The following is a 15278-nucleotide window of genomic DNA, read 5'->3' as shown; positions in this document are numbered from 1 at the left end:
TAGGCGCTCAGTCGCGTTCGCCACTCAACATCAGCAGCAGGTTCAGCAGGCTGACGAAGACGTTGTAAATGCTCAGATACACCGACAGCGTCGCCGAGATGTAGTTGGTCTCGCCGCCATTCACAATGCGGCTGATGTCGTAGAGGATATAGGCCGAGAAGACCAGCACCGCCACCGCCGATATGGTCAGCGACAAGGCCGGGATCTCCAAGAAGATGTTGGCCACTATCGCCAGCAGAATGACGATCATGCCGATGAACAGAAAGCGGCCCATGAAGCTGAAATCCTTCTTGGTGATCGTGGCGACTGCCGCCAGCGAGAAGAAGATCGCGCCAGTACCGCCTGCGGCCATGGCGATCAGTGGACCGCCATTGCTGAAGCCGAGTGCTACTTGCAGGATGCGCGACAGCATCAGCCCCATGAAGAAGGTAAAGCCGAGCAGCAATACGACTCCCATGCCACTGTTCTTGGTGCGCTCGATGCCCCACATGAAGCCGAAGGCAATACCGAGGAACAGCAGGAAGGACATCATCGGGCTGCCGGACATGAACGTGAACTGCATCTGTATGCCGGCCAACGCACCGAGGACGGTTGGCACCATGGTCAGCGCGAGCATCATGAAGGTATTGCGCAGAACCCGGTTCTGCTGCACGGACACCTCGCGAGTGGCCTGGCCTGTCATCTGAAACTGGGGTTGCATGGATTTCCTCCTGTTGATGGAACTGCGAATAACGAATACGGCGCTGAGACTAGCCAAATCAGCGAAAAGTTTCAATCACTATCCGTTATGTCCGATCCTGGCTGCCGGGTCGCAAGCGGTTCTCGACAGAAAAGCGGTAGCGCCTCCTGGCCGCCGCACCGTGCTATCATTCGCCCCGCCCGTTGAGGCAGGCTGGAAACGCCGCCGCTGGGCTTGCGGGAAGTGTGGCAGAGTGGTCGATTGCACTAGTCTTGAAAACTAGCGACGGGCAACCGTCCGTGAGTTCGAATCTCACCGCTTCCGCCAGTGTGCGTATTTCAGCTGCTTGTTCGAGAATGAATTTCTAGCCAGCCAATAAGGGTGCTTAGCTGCTCGGCCAGCGATTCAGTCAGCAAACGATGCCTTGCGGCGCCCAACCACTGGCCCGCAGGCTTCAAGGCGAATCAGCAACTCTGCGGAACTGGCAGCCAGCTGGCACGACAGACACGGCGAGGCCCATGGCTGAACCCAGCTCGCGGTCCCGCGCACACCCTCTCCTGACGACTCCACGGTTCTCTCAGAAAATGACCACGAATTACAATCTGGCCGGCGCCATTCATCGCCATGGCCTGCACACGCCCGACGCTGTTGCTGTTGCCTACAAGGGCCAGTCCGTCAGCTATCGAGGACTCTCGCAGCGTGCGGCCCGTCTGGCGCAGGAACTCAGGCGGAGTGAGCACTGGCAAGGCGATGACGGCCAGCCGCCGCGCGTCGGGATTCTGGCGTCGCGCGGGATTGACGCCTGCGTGGCCTTGCTTGGCACCTGCTGGGCGGGGGCGACCTACGTGCCGATCGGGCTGAAGCTTCCCGAGGAGCGGATGCTCACCATTCTCTCGCTGTGCAAGCTGACGGCGATCGTCGCTGACGCCGACGGGGCGAAGTTGCTCAGCGAGCGCTTGCGGGCCGCTTGTCCGCCGGTGCTCATTTGCTCGGCGAATGACGCCGTGCGCGAGGAAATCGACGTCATCGCAGCGGCCGGGGAGGCGCTGCTGCCTGACCTCGCCGATGCTCCCATGCCCATGGCCGGCAGCGACCTTGCCTATATCATTTTCACCTCGGGAACGACCGGGGTGCCCAAAGGGGTGATGATCTCGGCGGCCGCGGCTCGGCACTACGCGCAGATGATCAGCCGCCTGCTCGACCTGCGAGCCAGTGATCGTGCTCTCGAAACCTGCGAACTCACTTTCGATTTTTCGGTGCATAACATGTTCAGCACCTGGGAAGCGGGCGCTGCGCTGCATATCCTGCCGGCAACGGTAGTCATGAATGCCGTCAAATTCGTACGCAACGCAAAGTTGACGGTCTGGAATTCGGTGCCCTCGCTGGTCGGCATGCTGCGCCAGCTGAAAACCCTGCATCCGGACAGCCTGGAAAGCCTGCGGGTGACCGTCTTCGGTGGTGAAGCGCTCCCGGAGGGTACGGTCGCGGCGTGGCGAGTTGCCGCGCCGAATACGGCGATCTTCAACCTCTATGGTCCGACCGAGGCCACCGTTTTCTGCCTGGGACAGGAGGTTGCCGACGACACGCCGATCACCGCCGGACGCGACTTCATCGCCATCGGCACACCTTTGCCGGGCAACGAAGCGATGATCGTCGATGGCAATATGCAAACCGCGCCCGGCGGGGAATCGGGCGAGTTGGCGGTCGCCGGCGTGCAGTTGGCCGATGGCTATCTCAACGACCCGCAAATGACGGCAGCGCGATTCCCGACCATCCATGGCAAACGCTGGTATTTGACCGGCGACCTGGCCAGCGTGGATGCCGCAGGGATTTTTCACTGTCTTGGTCGCCTCGACAATCAGGTCAAGGTGCTTGGTTACCGCGTCGAACTCGAGGAAGTCGACGCGCACCTGCGCGCAGTGAGCGGCATTGACCTGGTCGGCGCGGTGGCCTGGCCGACGGTTGACGGCATGGCACGAGGAATCGTCGGCTTCCTGGGTGCGCGAGCCGTCGACTCGGTTCAGCTCATACGCGAGATCAAAACCAGGCTTCCTGCCTACATGGTCCCCAATCAGTTGATCGCTCTCGAAACGGTGCCCCTCAATCAAAGCGGGAAAGTCGACCGTCAGGCCCTCAGGAGACTGCTGGACAAAGACCCGGCATGAGCTTGCAGTCGGGGGCGCGGAGTGCCGACGAGTCGAGCGAGGAATCACGGCCAGCTCGGTTTCGTGCCTGCTTCGGAAAGAAAAGTCTGCGCGAGCTGTTGGCCATCGACGAACGCGAGCACCTCGTCCTTGCCGCGCAAACCTGGCTCGGTCAGCTGGCCATTTTTCTGGTTGCCGTGCTCGCCGTTTCCAGTTTCGAGGATGGCTGGCAGGCGGCCCTGTTGGTCGGCCTGTCCATGGCTTATGCGCGCTTGCCGAAGTATCGTAACGTGATCCTCCTCGGCGGCACCTGGACGGCCGCGCTGCTCGCCTTGTGCCTTTCGCAGAATGCTATCCAGGACAACATCCGCGCGATGATGGTCGTGGAAAACGTTCACCACGTATCGCCACTGGCGCTCGGCCTGCTCGCCATGGCGGTTTTTTTTGTTGGCGCCTGGAGCGTGTTGGCGCTCAGCCGCCGCGACAAGACCCTGTTCGTTGCGCGTCGTCCGATGCTTGCCTTGCTGGGCGTCGAGGCCGTTCTCTGCGGGCTTTGTTCGCTGAGCGTGATCGACGGTCTGCCGCGCGTCCTCCTGTGGTCACTGCTCATCGTGTTCACGCCCTACCTCTGGTTTCTGGCCTACGCTCTGGCTGATCAACGCTCACGCGATGCGAGTCCGCCGATCTTTCAAATGGGCGTACTGCGGCCCTTCTGGTCGCCTACTTTTCTTCCCTTCGGCAAGGGCGCCGCCTTTCTCAGGAAGACTTTTGCCAAGTCGCCAGAAGATCTCGCCGTCACGCAGATCAAGGGCGTCAAGCTGCTGTTGTGGGCAAATGTCCTGCTGGTCATCAAGATCGCTCTGGTCTGGGTCTTCCAGGAGCAATTGCAGGTACCCAGTCTGGAGGGCGCACAGGATGCCTTCCTGGCCGGGCAGTCGCATTCGCTGCCCTATGCCTGGGCAGCGGTGATTCTGTCCACCGCGAAGTTCTCGTTGCAGATCGCGTTTTGGGGGCACCTTTTCATCGGCGTGGCGCGGCTGGCTGGTTTCAGGCTGCCGCGCAGTACCTGGCGTCCGCTTGCTTCGAAGACCTTGATGGAGTACTTCAACCGCTTTCACTACTACTTCAAGGAACTGCTCGTCGATTTCTTCTTCGTGCCGACCTTCTTCAAGATGTTTCGCGGCCATCCGCGGTTGCGCCTGTTCTTTGCCACCTTCATGGCCGCAGGCGTTGGCAACGCCATCTGGCACTTTATCCGCGATATCGACCTGATTGCGACGATGGGTCTTGACGGGGCGCTGGCGAGCTTCGCGAGCTACGCTTTCTACTGCCTGATTCTGGCGACCGGTCTTGGTCTCTCGCAAGTGCGCATGAGCATGGGCTTCAAGCCCTCGTTGAGCCTTGCGGGGCGGCTCCGGTCTTTCCTTTTCGTCTGGTCTTTCGTCGTCTGTCTGCATATTTTCAGCGATGGCTCGCGCAGCCACGGCATTGGTGAGCGACTCGCTTTTCTCGGTAGTCTTTTTGGAGTGATCTAATGAACAGTGATGGCAAATTGAAGTTGCGCAAGTTTCTCAAGGAAGCTTTGGAAAAGCATGCTGACCATGGCGAGCTGGATGACAGCGAATCGCTCTTCGTCAGTGGCCGGTTGGACTCCTTCTCCATGATGCAGTTGGTGATGCAACTGGAAGAAGCTTTTGGGCTCGATTTCTCGACGGTCGACTTCGACGTCAGCCTGATTGATTCGCTTGACGAGATCGCAGCCTTCGTCGATGCCAACGCGAGTTCTTGATTCGGCAATGAAAGTCGCCGTAGCGAAGATCGACGACGGATTGCTTTCTGGATGAGCGTTGCACTGGGGCCCTCAGCTCTGCGCAGCTTTCTGGCTATCGACGAACGCGAAAGCCTTGTCGAGCTGGTGCAAACGGCTCGCGGCCGCCTGCTTTTGTTTGCCGTTGCCGTGTGCGCAGTCTCGACCTACAACTCGTGGTGGGAAGCCGCTTTTGTTGTCGGTGCGGCGTTGGCCTTTGCCTACCTGGAGAAGCAGCGCAATCTGATCCTCTTTGCCGCGACCTACGCGATGGCATTTTCCACCTTATGGTTGTCGGAAACGGCTATCGAGGAAAACATCGCCGTGCTTGCCGCGCAGGAAGGCGTTGGCCATGTTTCCCCCTTGCTGCTTGCACATCTGGCACTGATCACGTTCATGATTTTCTCGTGGTCGGCGTTGATGCTGGTACGCAAACACAAGAACTTCATGCTGGCGCGGCGACCGGTTATCGCACTGCTGGCCATCGAGATCGCTTTGTGCGGGCTGACGTCGCTGGACCTCGTTCACGGTATGCCGCGGCTGGCGCTGTGGTCTTTCCTCAGCGTTTACACACCGTATATCTGGTTCCTGGCCTATGCCATCGTCGACCAGCGAGCGCGCGACCGTAGTCCGGACGCTTTTCAATTGGGCACATTCCATCCCTTCTGGGGCGGCCCTTCGTCGATTCCGTTTGGCAAGGGCGCCGGCTTCCTGCGCAAGACCTTGTCGAAAACGCCGGCAGATCTGGCGGTCACGCAGATCAAGGGCGTCAAGTTGCTGCTCTGGTCGAACCTCTTGCTGGGTCTGAAAATGGTGCTGACCTGGCTTTGCGAAGAGCAGCTGAATATCCCCAGCGTCGAGCTTGCCCTGAGCGCCTATCTGGATGGTCACGCTTTCCCGGTCGTGCTTGGCTGGTCGGCTGTGCTCTGGTCTACCGCCAAGTTCTGTCTGCAGACCGCATACTGGGGACATCTTTTCATCGGCGGTGCTCGGCTGGCCGGCTTCCGCTTGCCGCGCGCCACCTGGCGGCCACTCGAAGCACGGACCCTGATCGAGTACTTCAATCGCTTCTCCTACTACTTCAAGGAGTTGCTGGTCGACTTCTTCTTCGTACCGACCTTCTTCCGGGTGTTTCGCAAGCATCCACGCCTGCGCATGTTCTTCGCGACCTTCATGGCCGCTGGGGTCGGCAATGCCATTTTCCACTTTGTCCGCGAAGTCGACCTCGTCGCGACGATGGGTTTGTCGGGGTCGCTTGAGTCGTTTACCAGTTACGCCTTCTATTGCGTGATTCTGGCGACGGGTATCGGCATTTCGCAGGTGCGTGCGAATGCCGGCTACAGGCCATCGCCGACGCTCGCGGGAAGGCTGTGGTCGTTCCTCACCGTCTGGGGCTTCGTTGTCTGCCTGCACGTCTTCAGCGACGAATCACGCCGCCACACGCTGCTTGAACGTTGCTCTTTCCTGGCCAGCCTTTTCGGCGTCGGCTGAGCGAGATTTCGGGCCAGCGAGTCAGCGGCTGTAGGGGATGGTGAAGCGGAAGGTCGCGCCGTCCGGTGGCGTACTTTCCACCCAGATGCGTCCGCCGAGATGATCGACGATGCGCCGGCAGATCGCCAGCCCGAGTCCCGTACCGGCGGGATGGGTGGCGTTGGCGCTGACTAGCTGGCGGAACTCCTCGAAGACCTCGTCGTGTTTTTCGGCGGCAATTCCCGGACCGTTGTCGATGACCGAGATTCTTGCTTCGCTGGCCTGGCAATCAAGGCAGACGCGAACGCGGCCGCTGTTCTCCGCTGCGAACTTCCAGGCATTTGAGAGCAGGTTGATGATCACCTGCGTCAGGCGATCACGGTCAGCGGCGATGCGCGGGGCCTGCGCCGGCAGGGTCAATTCGAGCGCGACCTGCTTCTCGGCGAACATCGGTGTCATCGACGTGACCGCCGACTGCAGCAGTTCCGCGGCGTCGAGGTCGTCGATGAACCAATCCATGCGCCCGGCCTCGATCTTCGCGAAATCAAGCAGGTCGTTGAGCATGCGTACCAGACGCAGGCACTCGCTATTGATGATGCCGAGAAACGCTTTTCGCTGCTCGCTAGCGATCTCGGCGTCGTCGCTGAGGATCTCGGCGAAGGAGCGAATCGACGTCAGCGGGGTGCGCAGGTCGTGGGTGACCATGTTGAGAAACGCGGACTTGGCCTGGTTCGCTTCCTCGGCTTTCTGTTTCGCCGCCTGCAGGTTTTCTTCCCAGGTCTTGCGTTCGGTGACGTCGCTATAGGTAGTGACGAAGCCGCCATCCGGCAAGGGGGTGCCGCGCACTTCGAGCACCGTGCCATTCGGTCGCACGCGCTCGAAGCAATGCGCCTCGGCCTTGCTCGCCAGGACGATACGCTCCTTGACCAGTTCTTCGATAGCGCCCGGACCGTAGTCGCCGCGCTCGGCGTTGAAACGAAAAAAAATCGGCGAGTGGCCGGCCGATGCTTCCCATCTCCTTGGGAAAGCCGAGCAGTTCGAGAAAGCGCCGGTTGCAGGTCACCAGGCGCAGCTCGCGGTCGAAAATGCTGAAACCCTGCGCCAGATACTCAAGCCCGCCGACGATCAGATCAACGCGGCTTGTTTCCTCTCGTTTGCTTATTGGCACGTTTGCTCCTTCTGATGCTGGTTCACGAAACTCCTTTCTCCCGCGAGGGGAGAAGGGAGGTTTGAGAGTCGCTTGCGCGACTTTCACATTAACGGTCATGACATGTCGAGACACCCCAAATCATGAAAGTCATGACCGTTTCCCTCCTTCCCCTGCCCCTTCTCCCGCAAGGAGATGGGAGTTTCGTGAGTCGCTTGCGCGACTTTCACATTAAAGAAATTGCCCTGATAGAGATAGCACCCGGAGTCCTCCAGAAAATCTCTTTGCGCCGGTGTTTCCACTCCCTCGGCAATCACCGCCAGCGCACGGCTGCGCGCCAGAGCGACGACGATCCTGGCAATCTCGGCGTCGCTGGGGTCGCTGAGGATATCGCGTACAAACGACTGGTCGATCTTCAACTGATTCAGCGGCAGGCGCTTCAGGCAGGAAAGCGAGGAATAGCCGGTACCGAAATCATCGAGCGAGAAGCCAACGCCCCTGGCTTTGAGCGCCAACATCTTCTCGATGCTGTCCTCCACGCGGTCCACCAATAGATTGGCATCGGTCACGAGCATGCCCTGCTGCGTTTGGAAGGCGACGGCGGCGATGCGCAGCTCGGCCTCGGTCTGTTTGCGCAGCGTGATGTCGCTGATCACGGTGCGCAGTACGCGCGCACCATCGGCGTCCAGTGCGGCAACGGTTTCCAGATGCGCCCAGAATTTAGCGCCTGCAAAGTTCACCAGGCGCAACTCGCACGACTGCCGCTGACCGTCTGCCAGAAGCTGCCTGCGGTGCAGGTAGAAAAGGTCCTGGTCTGCTTGCAGAATGAAGCGGCTGATGCGCTGCCTCTGGCCAGTTCGCCGCGGGCGACGCCCAGCAAAGCCGCGGCGGTGAGGTTGGCCTCCAGGATCAGCCCCTGCTCGCTCAACGTGCAGTAGCCCACCGGCGCCAGGTCATAGATGTCGAAATAGCGTGCGCGGGTCGCGTCGAGTTCCAGTTGCGCCCGGCGCAGTTCTTCGTTCTGCATCTCCAGCTCGCTCTGGTGCACGCGCAGTTCGTAGAGGAGATGGCGGGCCGCGTCCGGCCAGGCGGCCTCGATGTCTGGCGACGCCTGCGCCGTTTTTTCCTGTAGTTGCTCTTCGGCAGCCAGGCGCAGCGTCGACTCGCCGTCCGCTTGCTCGTTTGGTGGGGAAGCTGGGCAGGGTGGGGGGCGCTTATCCTGGCTGCACATGGGAGGCAGCGATCAGTAGTTGGTCCGTCGTCGCGGCGTCAGGTTCGGCTTTCTTCATCACTTTCCTGGCTGTCACGCCCTGTCGTCACCAATGGTTGTGAAATGTCCCGTAATGATAGGCGTATCAGCGGTGAAGTTCTACCTGGACAGCTAGAGTGCTCCGGGGCGCTTGTTTGCCGCCGCTGCTTGCGGCCGCAACGAGCAGCCTCGGATTGCGACGAAGAGCCGATTTTCGGGGCTTGATTTGTCCGCAGATTACGCAGATTCTCGCAGATTAAAAACTCCTGCTTGTAGGATTCAATCTGCGGATATGGAATGGGCGGGCTTTTATGAGTGGTGATGAGCAAAGCTTTGCGATTATCGGCGCGGCCATGTCCGTGCATCGTGAACTTGGGCACGGTTTTCTTGAGGCGGTCCATCAGGAAGCCTTGGCTGTTGAGTTTATGAAGTGCGCTGTTCTGTTCGCGCGTGCGGTGGAGTTGCCGATTCGCTATCGTGGGCAAAGGCTCAATACGGGGTATCGGGCCGACTTTCTTTGCTTTGATGAAGTCATCGTTGAGGTGAAGGCTCTTGAACGCCTGACCACTCGCGAGGAGTCGCAAGTTATCAACTACCTGAAAGCCAGTGGTCGAGCGCGCGGCTTGCTCCTGAATTTTGGCGGGCGAAGCCTGGAGCACAAGCGCCTGGTGTGGACGCATTCGCTCGTGCGAGCTGAGCATAGAGAAGGCTGACCACCGGCACGAGGCCGCGAAGAAATCCGCGGGCCTCGCTTTTCTTCCCGCATTGCTCGACTCCCCGCAATCAGGTCTTACCAGTTGCTTTCCCGCTCCGGAGTCGAGGTGATGTTGTGGATTGAGAGATCGGCGCCGTTGTATTCCTGCTCCTGGTCGAGACGTAGGCCGATGGCCGCTTTCAGGACGCCATAGACGATGTAGCTACCGACCAGCGCGATGACGATGGCCAGTACGGTCATGATCAACTGCGGCATGAAGGCGATGCCGCCGACGCCGCCCAGTGCCTGGCTGCCGAAAATGCCGGCGGCGATACCGCCCCAGGCACCGCACAGGCCGTGCAGCGGCCAGACGCCGAGGACATCGTCTATTTTCCAGCGATTCTGGGTGAGCGTGAACATCACCACGAACATGCCGCCGGCGATGCCACCGACGACCAGTGCGCCCATCGGGTGCATGATGTCCGAGCCGGCACAGACGGCGACCAGACCGGCGAGCGGGCCGTTGTGCACGAAGCCCGGGTCGTTCTTGCCCGCCACCAGTGCCACCAGCGTGCCGCCGACCATGGCCATCAGCGAATTTATCGCCACCAGCCCGGAGATGTTTTCGATCGTTTGTGCACTCATCACGTTGAAGCCGAACCAGCCGACGGTCAGGATCCAGGCGCCAAGTGCGAGAAAGGGGATCGACGACGGCGGGTGTGCGGAGATTCCGCCCTGCTGGTTGTAGCGCCCATGGCGTGCGCCGAGCAGCAGTACTGCCGGCAGCGCTATCCAGCCGCCCATGGTGTGCACCACGACCGATCCGGCGAAATCGTGGAACTCGGCACCATAGGTCGCTTTCAACCACGCCTGTACGCCGAAGGCCTGATTCCAGGCGATGCCTTCGAAGAAGGGGTAGATGAAGGCGACGATCATGAAAGTCGCCGCCAGTTGCGGATTGAATTTGGCGCGCTCGGCGATGCCACCCGAAACGATGGCCGGGATGGCTGCCGCAAAGGTCAGCAGGAAGAAGAACTTGGTCAGCTCGTAGCCGTTCTTCTGCAGCAGGGTGTCGGCGCCATGGAAGAAATCGATGCCGTAGGCGATGCTGTAGCCGATGAAGAAATAGGCGATTGTCGATACCGAGAAGTCGGCAAGGATTTTCACCAGTGCATTGACCTGGCTCTTCTTGCGCACCGTGCCCAGTTCGAGAAAGGCAAAACCGGAGTGCATGGCGAGCACCATAATGCCGCCGAGCAAAATGAAAAGAACGTCGCTACCAGACTTGAGAACTTCCATGGCCCCTCCTGAAAATCGTGTCGAAGCCATCAAGCAAGATGCGTGCCGGCACTAAATGGTGCGTGCAAGCAGGAATTGGGGCGCCAGCAAACAAAAAGCGCACAAGACTGGTGCGCTTTTTGTTTGCTGGCGCCCCTTTAAGGGGCTCGATGCACCGGCGCGTGCTGTGTTGAAGCTATTCTGGTGCGGCCCCCGGCGGCAGGAGTACCCACATCTTGCCTTCCTGTTTCATCCGTCCGGCCTCGGTGGCGGCTTGCTCGCCGAAACCCCAGAAGAAGTCGGCGCGGACGACGCCGCGAATCGCGCTGCCGGTATCCTGTGCCAGCATCAGTCGGCGTAGCGGGGTGCTTGTCGACGGTCGGGTCGTGGACAGGAAAACGGGCGCACCAAGGGGGACATGGCGGGGATCGACGGCGATGCTGCGCTCGGCTGTAAGCGGCACCGCCAGCGCCCCGTTCGGACCCTCGCCATCGCCACCTTTGATGGCTTGTTCGCTGAAGAAGACGTAGCGCGGGTTGGCGTTCAGCAGTTCGCTGAGGCGCGTCGGATTGGCGCGCGCCCATTGTTTGATGCCCTGCATCGAGGCCTGGTCGAGGCTCATTTCGCCGCGCTCGACGAGCAGTTTGCCGATCGACTGATAGGGGTGGCCGTTCTGGTCGGCGAAGGCCAGGCGCGTCATGCTGCCGTCGGGCAGGCGGACGCGTCCCGATCCCTGGATCTGCAGGAAGAAGAGTTCAACCGGGTCGTCGACCCAGAGCAGAACGCGACCGCCCTTGGACTGGTCGCCCCTGGTGATCTCGGCTCGCGTGTAGTAGGGGACGACCTTGTTGCCCTGCAGGCGACCGCGCAGGCGCAGGTTCTTGAGTTCCGGCTGGACGGCGCCGAGATCGATGTGTAGCAGGTCGGGGGGGGGGCCGAGGACGGCTTCGAGATAGGGCGTGCCGCGGGTCCGCGAACCCCGCAGCAGCGGTTCGTAGTAGCCGGTCACCAGACCGTCGCTGCTGCCGTCCGGATTGGTCAGCAGCCACGGCTGGAAGTGGGACTCGAAGAAGCTGCGCAGGGCGGCGCTGGAGGGGGACGGCAATGCCTGCGCCTGCTCGCAGGCCGTGCGCCAGAGTGGCCACTGCGGGCGCTTGGCAAAGGCTCGGCAGGATTGCAGAAAAGCCGGCAAGGCGGCGCGCAGATCATCGTCGCTCCAGGCCGGCAAGTCGCTCCAGCGTGCCGGCTGCAGCGGCTTGAAGGCGGGCGTTGCTGGCTGCGCTGGCTCGCCCGGCCTGGCTGTCGCACCCGGCTCACACACCGGACAGGTCGGGCAGACCGGGCAGTCGCCTTTTGGTGCTTCGCTTTTCGTGCCGCAGGCGGTGAGCAGCAAAGTCAGCAGGGTGGCGGCAAGGGCGCCGAGGCTCCGCGCTGCAAGCGCTTTACGCGGCGTCCGTGATTGGCTTTTGAGCATGGTTTTGGCTACAGTGTCGGGTTCGTAAATCCGCTGAGTATACCGTCCGATGACTGATCCCTTCCGGCAACTTGCCAGCTTTCTGCAGCGCGCCGAGCAGCTCCTCGAGCGCCTCGAACCCTTGCTCCCTCCGGCGTCGCCGTTACCCGACTGGCAAGCGGCGAAAGCCTTTCGCTGGCGCAAGAGTCGCGGCGTCGGCTACTTGCAGCCGATTGCCCGCCTGCCGGCCATCCAGCTCGACGACCTGCACGATATCGAGCAACAGAAAGCGCGCATCGACGCCAATACACGTCACTTCGTCGCCGGCCAGCCGGCCAACAATGTGCTGCTCACCGGCACGCGCGGTTCGGGCAAGTCGTCGCTGATCAAGGCGCTGCTCAATGCCTACGCGGGCGAGGGCCTGCGGGTCATCGAGGTGGAGAAGGGCGATCTTACCGACCTGCCGGATATCGTCGAGCTGATCGACGGGCGCCCCGAGCGCTTCATCATCTTTTGCGACGACCTGTCCTTCGACTCCGGCGACGCGCGCTACAAGGCGCTCAAGGTCGTCCTCGACGGCTCGATCGCGGCCGCGCCCGAAAACGTGCTGATCTACGCCACGTCGAACCGCCGTCATCTGATGCCCGAGTACTTTGCCGAAAACCTCGAGAGCAAGCGCGTCGGCGAGGAGATTCATCCCGGCGAGGCGATCGAGGAGAAGATCTCGCTCTCGGAGCGCTTCGGGCTATGGATTTCCTTTTACCCCTTCGACCAGGACGCCTACCTGAACATCGTTGCTCACTGGCTGAAGTCTTTTGGCTGTGCCGAGGCTGAGGTCAGGGCTGCCGAGCGCGACGCCCTCAACTGGGCGCTCGAACGCGGTTCGCGCAGCGGCCGCGTTGCCTGGCAGTTCGCGCGTGACTGGGCGGGGCGACAGCTGACGTCGCCGGCTCGCCCGAAGCGGACGCGCACGAAAACGGGGCCTGGCGCGGCGCGACCGGCTGCGCGATGACCCCCGTCACCGAAGTTGCCGCGGCCGTCCTGCTGCGTGGCCATGCGATGGCGCCGGAGTTTCTGCTCGCGCAACGGCCGCCCGGCAAGGTCTACGCCGGTTACTGGGAGTTTCCCGGCGGCAAGGTCGAGCCTGGCGAGACGGTGCATCAGGCACTGGTGCGCGAATTGCAGGAAGAGCTGGGAATCACGGTCGACGCCGTCTGGCCATGGGTTTGCTGCGAGTTCACCTATCCGCACGCCAGCGTCCGCCTGCGCTTCTACCGCATCCACGCCTGGCACGGCGCGATCGCGCCAATCGAGCACAGCGCTTTTGCCTGGGTGAAAATTGGCGAGCCGGCCGGCGTCGAACCGATCCTCCCCGCCAATGGCCCGATCCTGCAGGCGCTTGAATTGCCGCCTGTCTATGCGCTGAGCAATGCTGAAGAGAACGGCGTCGAAGCCGAACTGCAGCGCATCGAACGCGCCCTGGCGGGCGGCTTACGCCTGCTGCAGCTGCGCGACAAGACGCTGGCACCAGCGCCGCGACTGGCATTCGCGCGCGCCGTCATGGCCCTCGCTGGCCGCGCGGCAAAGGCCTGCGTGCTGATCAACGACGATCAGGAGCTGGCCCGCACGGTCGGCGCCCACGGCCTGCACCTCTCGTCGCAACAGCTCTGGCAGCTCGACCGCCGGCCGGATTTCGCGCGTGTCGCCGCCTCCTGCCACTGCGCCGCCGATCTTACGCGGGCGGCGCAACTCGGGCTGGACTTCGTCGTTCTCGGTCCGCTGCTGCCCACCGCCAGCCACCCCGGCGCGACCGGCATCGGCTGGCCGGAGTTCTCGCGCCTCGTCGAACGCTCGCCGCTACCGGTCTACGCGCTTGGCGGGATGCAAGCGGAGATGCTAGAAACGGCTTGTCACGCGGGGGCACACGGCGTCGCGCTGCTGCGTGGCTGGCGCTGAGCGCAAAAACCGTGGTCAGGGCGAGGAGCCTGGGCCCGCATTGCTATTCGCCGTATCTCGAATTTGCAGGCGCAGCCCTCGTGATCTGGCCGCCTCTGACGAGTCGATCAGCCGGGCAAAAAAAATCTGGTGCTGGTCTCTTGCCCAGGCGATGAGTTGCCCCTACACAGCTGGCTGCTGTATCGCTGGCGACGACAGCGCTGACGCAGGCCAGCACGGTGTCGCGGTGTTATTTCGGGTCCTCTTTGCGCTTCGCGCGCGGATGCGCCTTGTCGTAGACCGCGGCCAGGTGCTGGAAGTCGAGGTGGGTGTAGACCTGCGTTGAGGCAATGCTGGCGTGGCCGAGCATTTCCTGGACTGCGCGCAGGTCGCCCGACGATTGCAGGACATGCGAGGCAAAGGAGTGGCGCAGCATGTGCGGGTGGACCCGTGCCGGCAGGCCTTGCGCCAGACCGCGTCGCGCCAGCCGCAGCTGGATCATGCGCACGCCGAGTCGCTGGCCGCGCTGGCCGACGAAGAGAGCGGTTTCGTCGCTGCCGGTGAGCCGATGGCGTTGGTCGACCCAGGTCGCGACTGCTTCCCGGGCCTTGCTGCCGACCGGCACGAGGCGCAGCTTGCTGCGCTTGCCGAGGACGCGCACTTCGCCGGCCAGCAGGTCTTCGAGGCATGACAGATCCAGTGCGGCGAGCTCGGCCAGGCGCAGGCCGGAGGAGTAGAAAAGCTCGAACATGGCCTGGTCGCGAATCGCCAGCAGGCTTTCATCGGCCACTTCGAGCAGGCGATTGGCTTCGTCGGGCGAGAGGGTCTTGGGGAGCGCCTTGGGGCTTTTCGGTGGCCGCACGCTGTCCACCGGGTTGTGTGTGGCCGACCCGCGTTGTCCGAGCCAGCGGTAGAAGCCGCGCCAGGCGGAAAGCGTGCGCCCGAGCGAGCGGCCGCCCAGGCCCTGCGTGTGTAGTTGCGCAACGAAGCGCCTGATGTGATGGGTCTGGATGGCATCGAAGGCGATTTCGGAGCGGGCATTTGATGGCCTTCCGTCGCCGCTTGCTCGCGGCAGTTCGCCGATCAGGCGGCAGAGCGACTGCAGGTCACGCCGGTAGTTGTCGACCGTGTGCGGCGACAGCCGCCGCTGCTGTGCCAGTTCGTCGAGGTAGGCGCCGACGCTGGCACTGCGCTCGCCGGCTGTGGCGGCGGCGGTGGACACGGCGATGTTTTTCAGCGCTTAATGTGAAAGTCGCGAATGCGACTCACGAAACTCCCTTCTCCCCTCGCGGGAGAAGGGGCAGGGGGAAGGAGGGAAAGACGGTCATGACTTTCATGATTTGGGGGTGTCTCCACGTGTCATGACCGTTAATGTGAAAGTCGCGCAAGCGACTCATCGAAACTCCCTTCTCCCCTTGCGGA

13 protein-coding genes, 1 tRNA gene and 2 pseudogenes are annotated in these 15278 nt (G+C 62.0%); 8 read left to right on the top strand and 8 right to left on the bottom strand.

Translation table 11 applies throughout. The features are described 5' to 3' along the window. Window positions 1–7: 7 nt before the first annotated feature. Complete coding sequence (locus E4Q23_RS12110; RefSeq protein ID WP_169066871.1) at window positions 8–700, bottom strand: Bax inhibitor-1/YccA family protein; 693 nt, start codon at window positions 698–700, stop codon at window positions 8–10. A 218-nt stretch (window positions 701–918) separates the two neighbouring features. Between E4Q23_RS12110 and E4Q23_RS12105 the strand changes: the two genes are divergently transcribed. The 5 genes from E4Q23_RS12105 to E4Q23_RS12085 all read left to right on the top strand — a co-directional run bounded on the left by E4Q23_RS12105 (window position 919) and on the right by E4Q23_RS12085 (window position 6121). Continuing rightward, a tRNA-Ser gene (locus E4Q23_RS12105) sits at window positions 919–1006 on the top strand. 257 nt (window positions 1007–1263) lie between these two features. Further along, window positions 1264–2844, top strand: a complete 1581-nt coding sequence (locus tag E4Q23_RS12100) for an amino acid adenylation domain-containing protein (protein WP_169066870.1) — start codon at window positions 1264–1266, stop codon at window positions 2842–2844. Then, a complete protein-coding gene (locus E4Q23_RS12095) occupies window positions 2841–4358 on the top strand; it encodes a hypothetical protein (RefSeq protein WP_169066869.1) in 1518 nt (505 codons plus the stop codon). The genes E4Q23_RS12100 and E4Q23_RS12095 overlap by 4 nt, the downstream gene beginning before the upstream one ends. Window positions 4359–4381: 23 nt before the next feature. Beyond that, the gene (locus E4Q23_RS12090) at window positions 4382–4612 is read left to right on the top strand and encodes an acyl carrier protein (RefSeq protein ID WP_169066868.1); all 231 of its coding nucleotides are present in this window, start codon (window positions 4382–4384) and stop codon (window positions 4610–4612) included. A 51-nt stretch (window positions 4613–4663) separates the two neighbouring features. Continuing rightward, window positions 4664–6121 (top strand): hypothetical protein, encoded by a 1458-nt coding sequence (locus E4Q23_RS12085; RefSeq protein WP_169066867.1) that lies wholly within the window; start codon window positions 4664–4666, stop codon window positions 6119–6121. A gap of 21 nt (window positions 6122–6142) precedes the next feature. Here the strand turns inward: E4Q23_RS12085 and E4Q23_RS24590 are convergent, their stop codons facing one another. The 4 genes and pseudogenes from E4Q23_RS24590 to E4Q23_RS12065 form a co-directional block, all read right to left on the bottom strand. Continuing rightward, complete coding sequence (locus E4Q23_RS24590) at window positions 6143–7030, bottom strand: PAS domain-containing sensor histidine kinase (RefSeq protein ID WP_272873677.1); 888 nt, start codon at window positions 7028–7030, stop codon at window positions 6143–6145. A gap of 94 nt (window positions 7031–7124) precedes the next feature. Further along, a pseudogene (locus E4Q23_RS25220) lies at window positions 7125–7367 on the bottom strand (PAS-domain containing protein); the annotation flags it as partial. After that, window positions 7364–7804, bottom strand: a pseudogene (locus E4Q23_RS12070) (EAL domain-containing protein); the annotation flags it as partial. The pseudogenes E4Q23_RS25220 and E4Q23_RS12070, both read right to left, overlap by 4 nt. A gap of 179 nt (window positions 7805–7983) precedes the next feature. Next, window positions 7984–8478, bottom strand: coding sequence for a PAS domain-containing protein (locus E4Q23_RS12065; protein ID WP_169066864.1), 495 nt, complete (start codon window positions 8476–8478; stop codon window positions 7984–7986). Window positions 8479–8807: 329 nt separating this feature from the next. On the opposite strand from E4Q23_RS12065, the gene E4Q23_RS12060 reads away from it, so the two are divergent. Continuing rightward, window positions 8808–9209, top strand: a complete 402-nt coding sequence (locus E4Q23_RS12060) for a GxxExxY protein (protein WP_169066863.1) — start codon at window positions 8808–8810, stop codon at window positions 9207–9209. 77 nt (window positions 9210–9286) lie between these two features. Here E4Q23_RS12060 and E4Q23_RS12055 read toward each other — a convergent pair whose 3' ends face one another. Together E4Q23_RS12055 and E4Q23_RS12050 are read right to left on the bottom strand one after the other, a co-directional pair. Further along, on the bottom strand, window positions 9287–10489 hold the full coding sequence (locus E4Q23_RS12055; protein WP_169066862.1) for an ammonium transporter: 1203 nt from the start codon (window positions 10487–10489) through the stop codon (window positions 9287–9289). A 175-nt stretch (window positions 10490–10664) separates the two neighbouring features. Continuing rightward, window positions 10665–11942, bottom strand: coding sequence for a murein transglycosylase A (locus E4Q23_RS12050; protein WP_169066861.1), 1278 nt, complete (start codon window positions 11940–11942; stop codon window positions 10665–10667). Window positions 11943–11991: 49 nt separating this feature from the next. Here E4Q23_RS12050 and E4Q23_RS12045 point away from each other — a divergent pair, with 49 nt between their 5' ends. Both E4Q23_RS12045 and E4Q23_RS12040 read left to right on the top strand, forming a co-directional pair. Then, window positions 11992–12933 (top strand): ATP-binding protein, encoded by a 942-nt coding sequence (locus tag E4Q23_RS12045; RefSeq protein WP_169066860.1) that lies wholly within the window; start codon window positions 11992–11994, stop codon window positions 12931–12933. Continuing rightward, the gene (locus E4Q23_RS12040; protein WP_169066859.1) at window positions 12930–13877 is read left to right on the top strand and encodes a Nudix family hydrolase; all 948 of its coding nucleotides are present in this window, start codon (window positions 12930–12932) and stop codon (window positions 13875–13877) included. The genes E4Q23_RS12045 and E4Q23_RS12040 overlap by 4 nt, the downstream gene beginning before the upstream one ends. A 229-nt stretch (window positions 13878–14106) precedes the next feature. Here E4Q23_RS12040 and xerC read toward each other — a convergent pair whose 3' ends face one another. After that, on the bottom strand, window positions 14107–15078 hold the full coding sequence (gene xerC / locus E4Q23_RS12035) for a tyrosine recombinase XerC (RefSeq protein ID WP_169066858.1): 972 nt from the start codon (window positions 15076–15078) through the stop codon (window positions 14107–14109). Window positions 15079–15278 lie beyond the last annotated feature (200 nt).

This window comes from Candidatus Accumulibacter phosphatis (assembly GCF_012939955.1).
Taxonomy (GTDB): Bacteria; Pseudomonadota; Gammaproteobacteria; order Burkholderiales; family Rhodocyclaceae; genus Accumulibacter; species Accumulibacter delftensis.
The sequence above is the reverse complement of the archived record's forward strand: the minus strand, read 5'-3'. Positions and strand labels throughout refer to the sequence as shown.

Coding starts and splice junctions, on each gene's coding strand:
- E4Q23_RS12050 (WP_169066861.1), bottom strand. CDS start 11,942: ATGCTCAAAAGCCAATCACGGACGCCGCGTAAAGCGCTTGCAGCGCGG.
- E4Q23_RS12040 (WP_169066859.1), top strand. CDS start 12,930: ATGACCCCCGTCACCGAAGTTGCCGCGGCCGTCCTGCTGCGTGGCCAT.
- E4Q23_RS12045 (WP_169066860.1), top strand. CDS start 11,992: ATGACTGATCCCTTCCGGCAACTTGCCAGCTTTCTGCAGCGCGCCGAG.
- E4Q23_RS12055 (WP_169066862.1), bottom strand. CDS start 10,489: ATGGAAGTTCTCAAGTCTGGTAGCGACGTTCTTTTCATTTTGCTCGGC.
- E4Q23_RS12110 (WP_169066871.1), bottom strand. CDS start 700: ATGCAACCCCAGTTTCAGATGACAGGCCAGGCCACTCGCGAGGTGTCC.
- E4Q23_RS12085 (WP_169066867.1), top strand. CDS start 4,664: ATGAGCGTTGCACTGGGGCCCTCAGCTCTGCGCAGCTTTCTGGCTATC.
- E4Q23_RS12060 (WP_169066863.1), top strand. CDS start 8,808: ATGAGTGGTGATGAGCAAAGCTTTGCGATTATCGGCGCGGCCATGTCC.
- E4Q23_RS12065 (WP_169066864.1), bottom strand. CDS start 8,478: ATGTGCAGCCAGGATAAGCGCCCCCCACCCTGCCCAGCTTCCCCACCA.
- E4Q23_RS12095 (WP_169066869.1), top strand. CDS start 2,841: ATGAGCTTGCAGTCGGGGGCGCGGAGTGCCGACGAGTCGAGCGAGGAA.
- E4Q23_RS12100 (WP_169066870.1), top strand. CDS start 1,264: ATGACCACGAATTACAATCTGGCCGGCGCCATTCATCGCCATGGCCTG.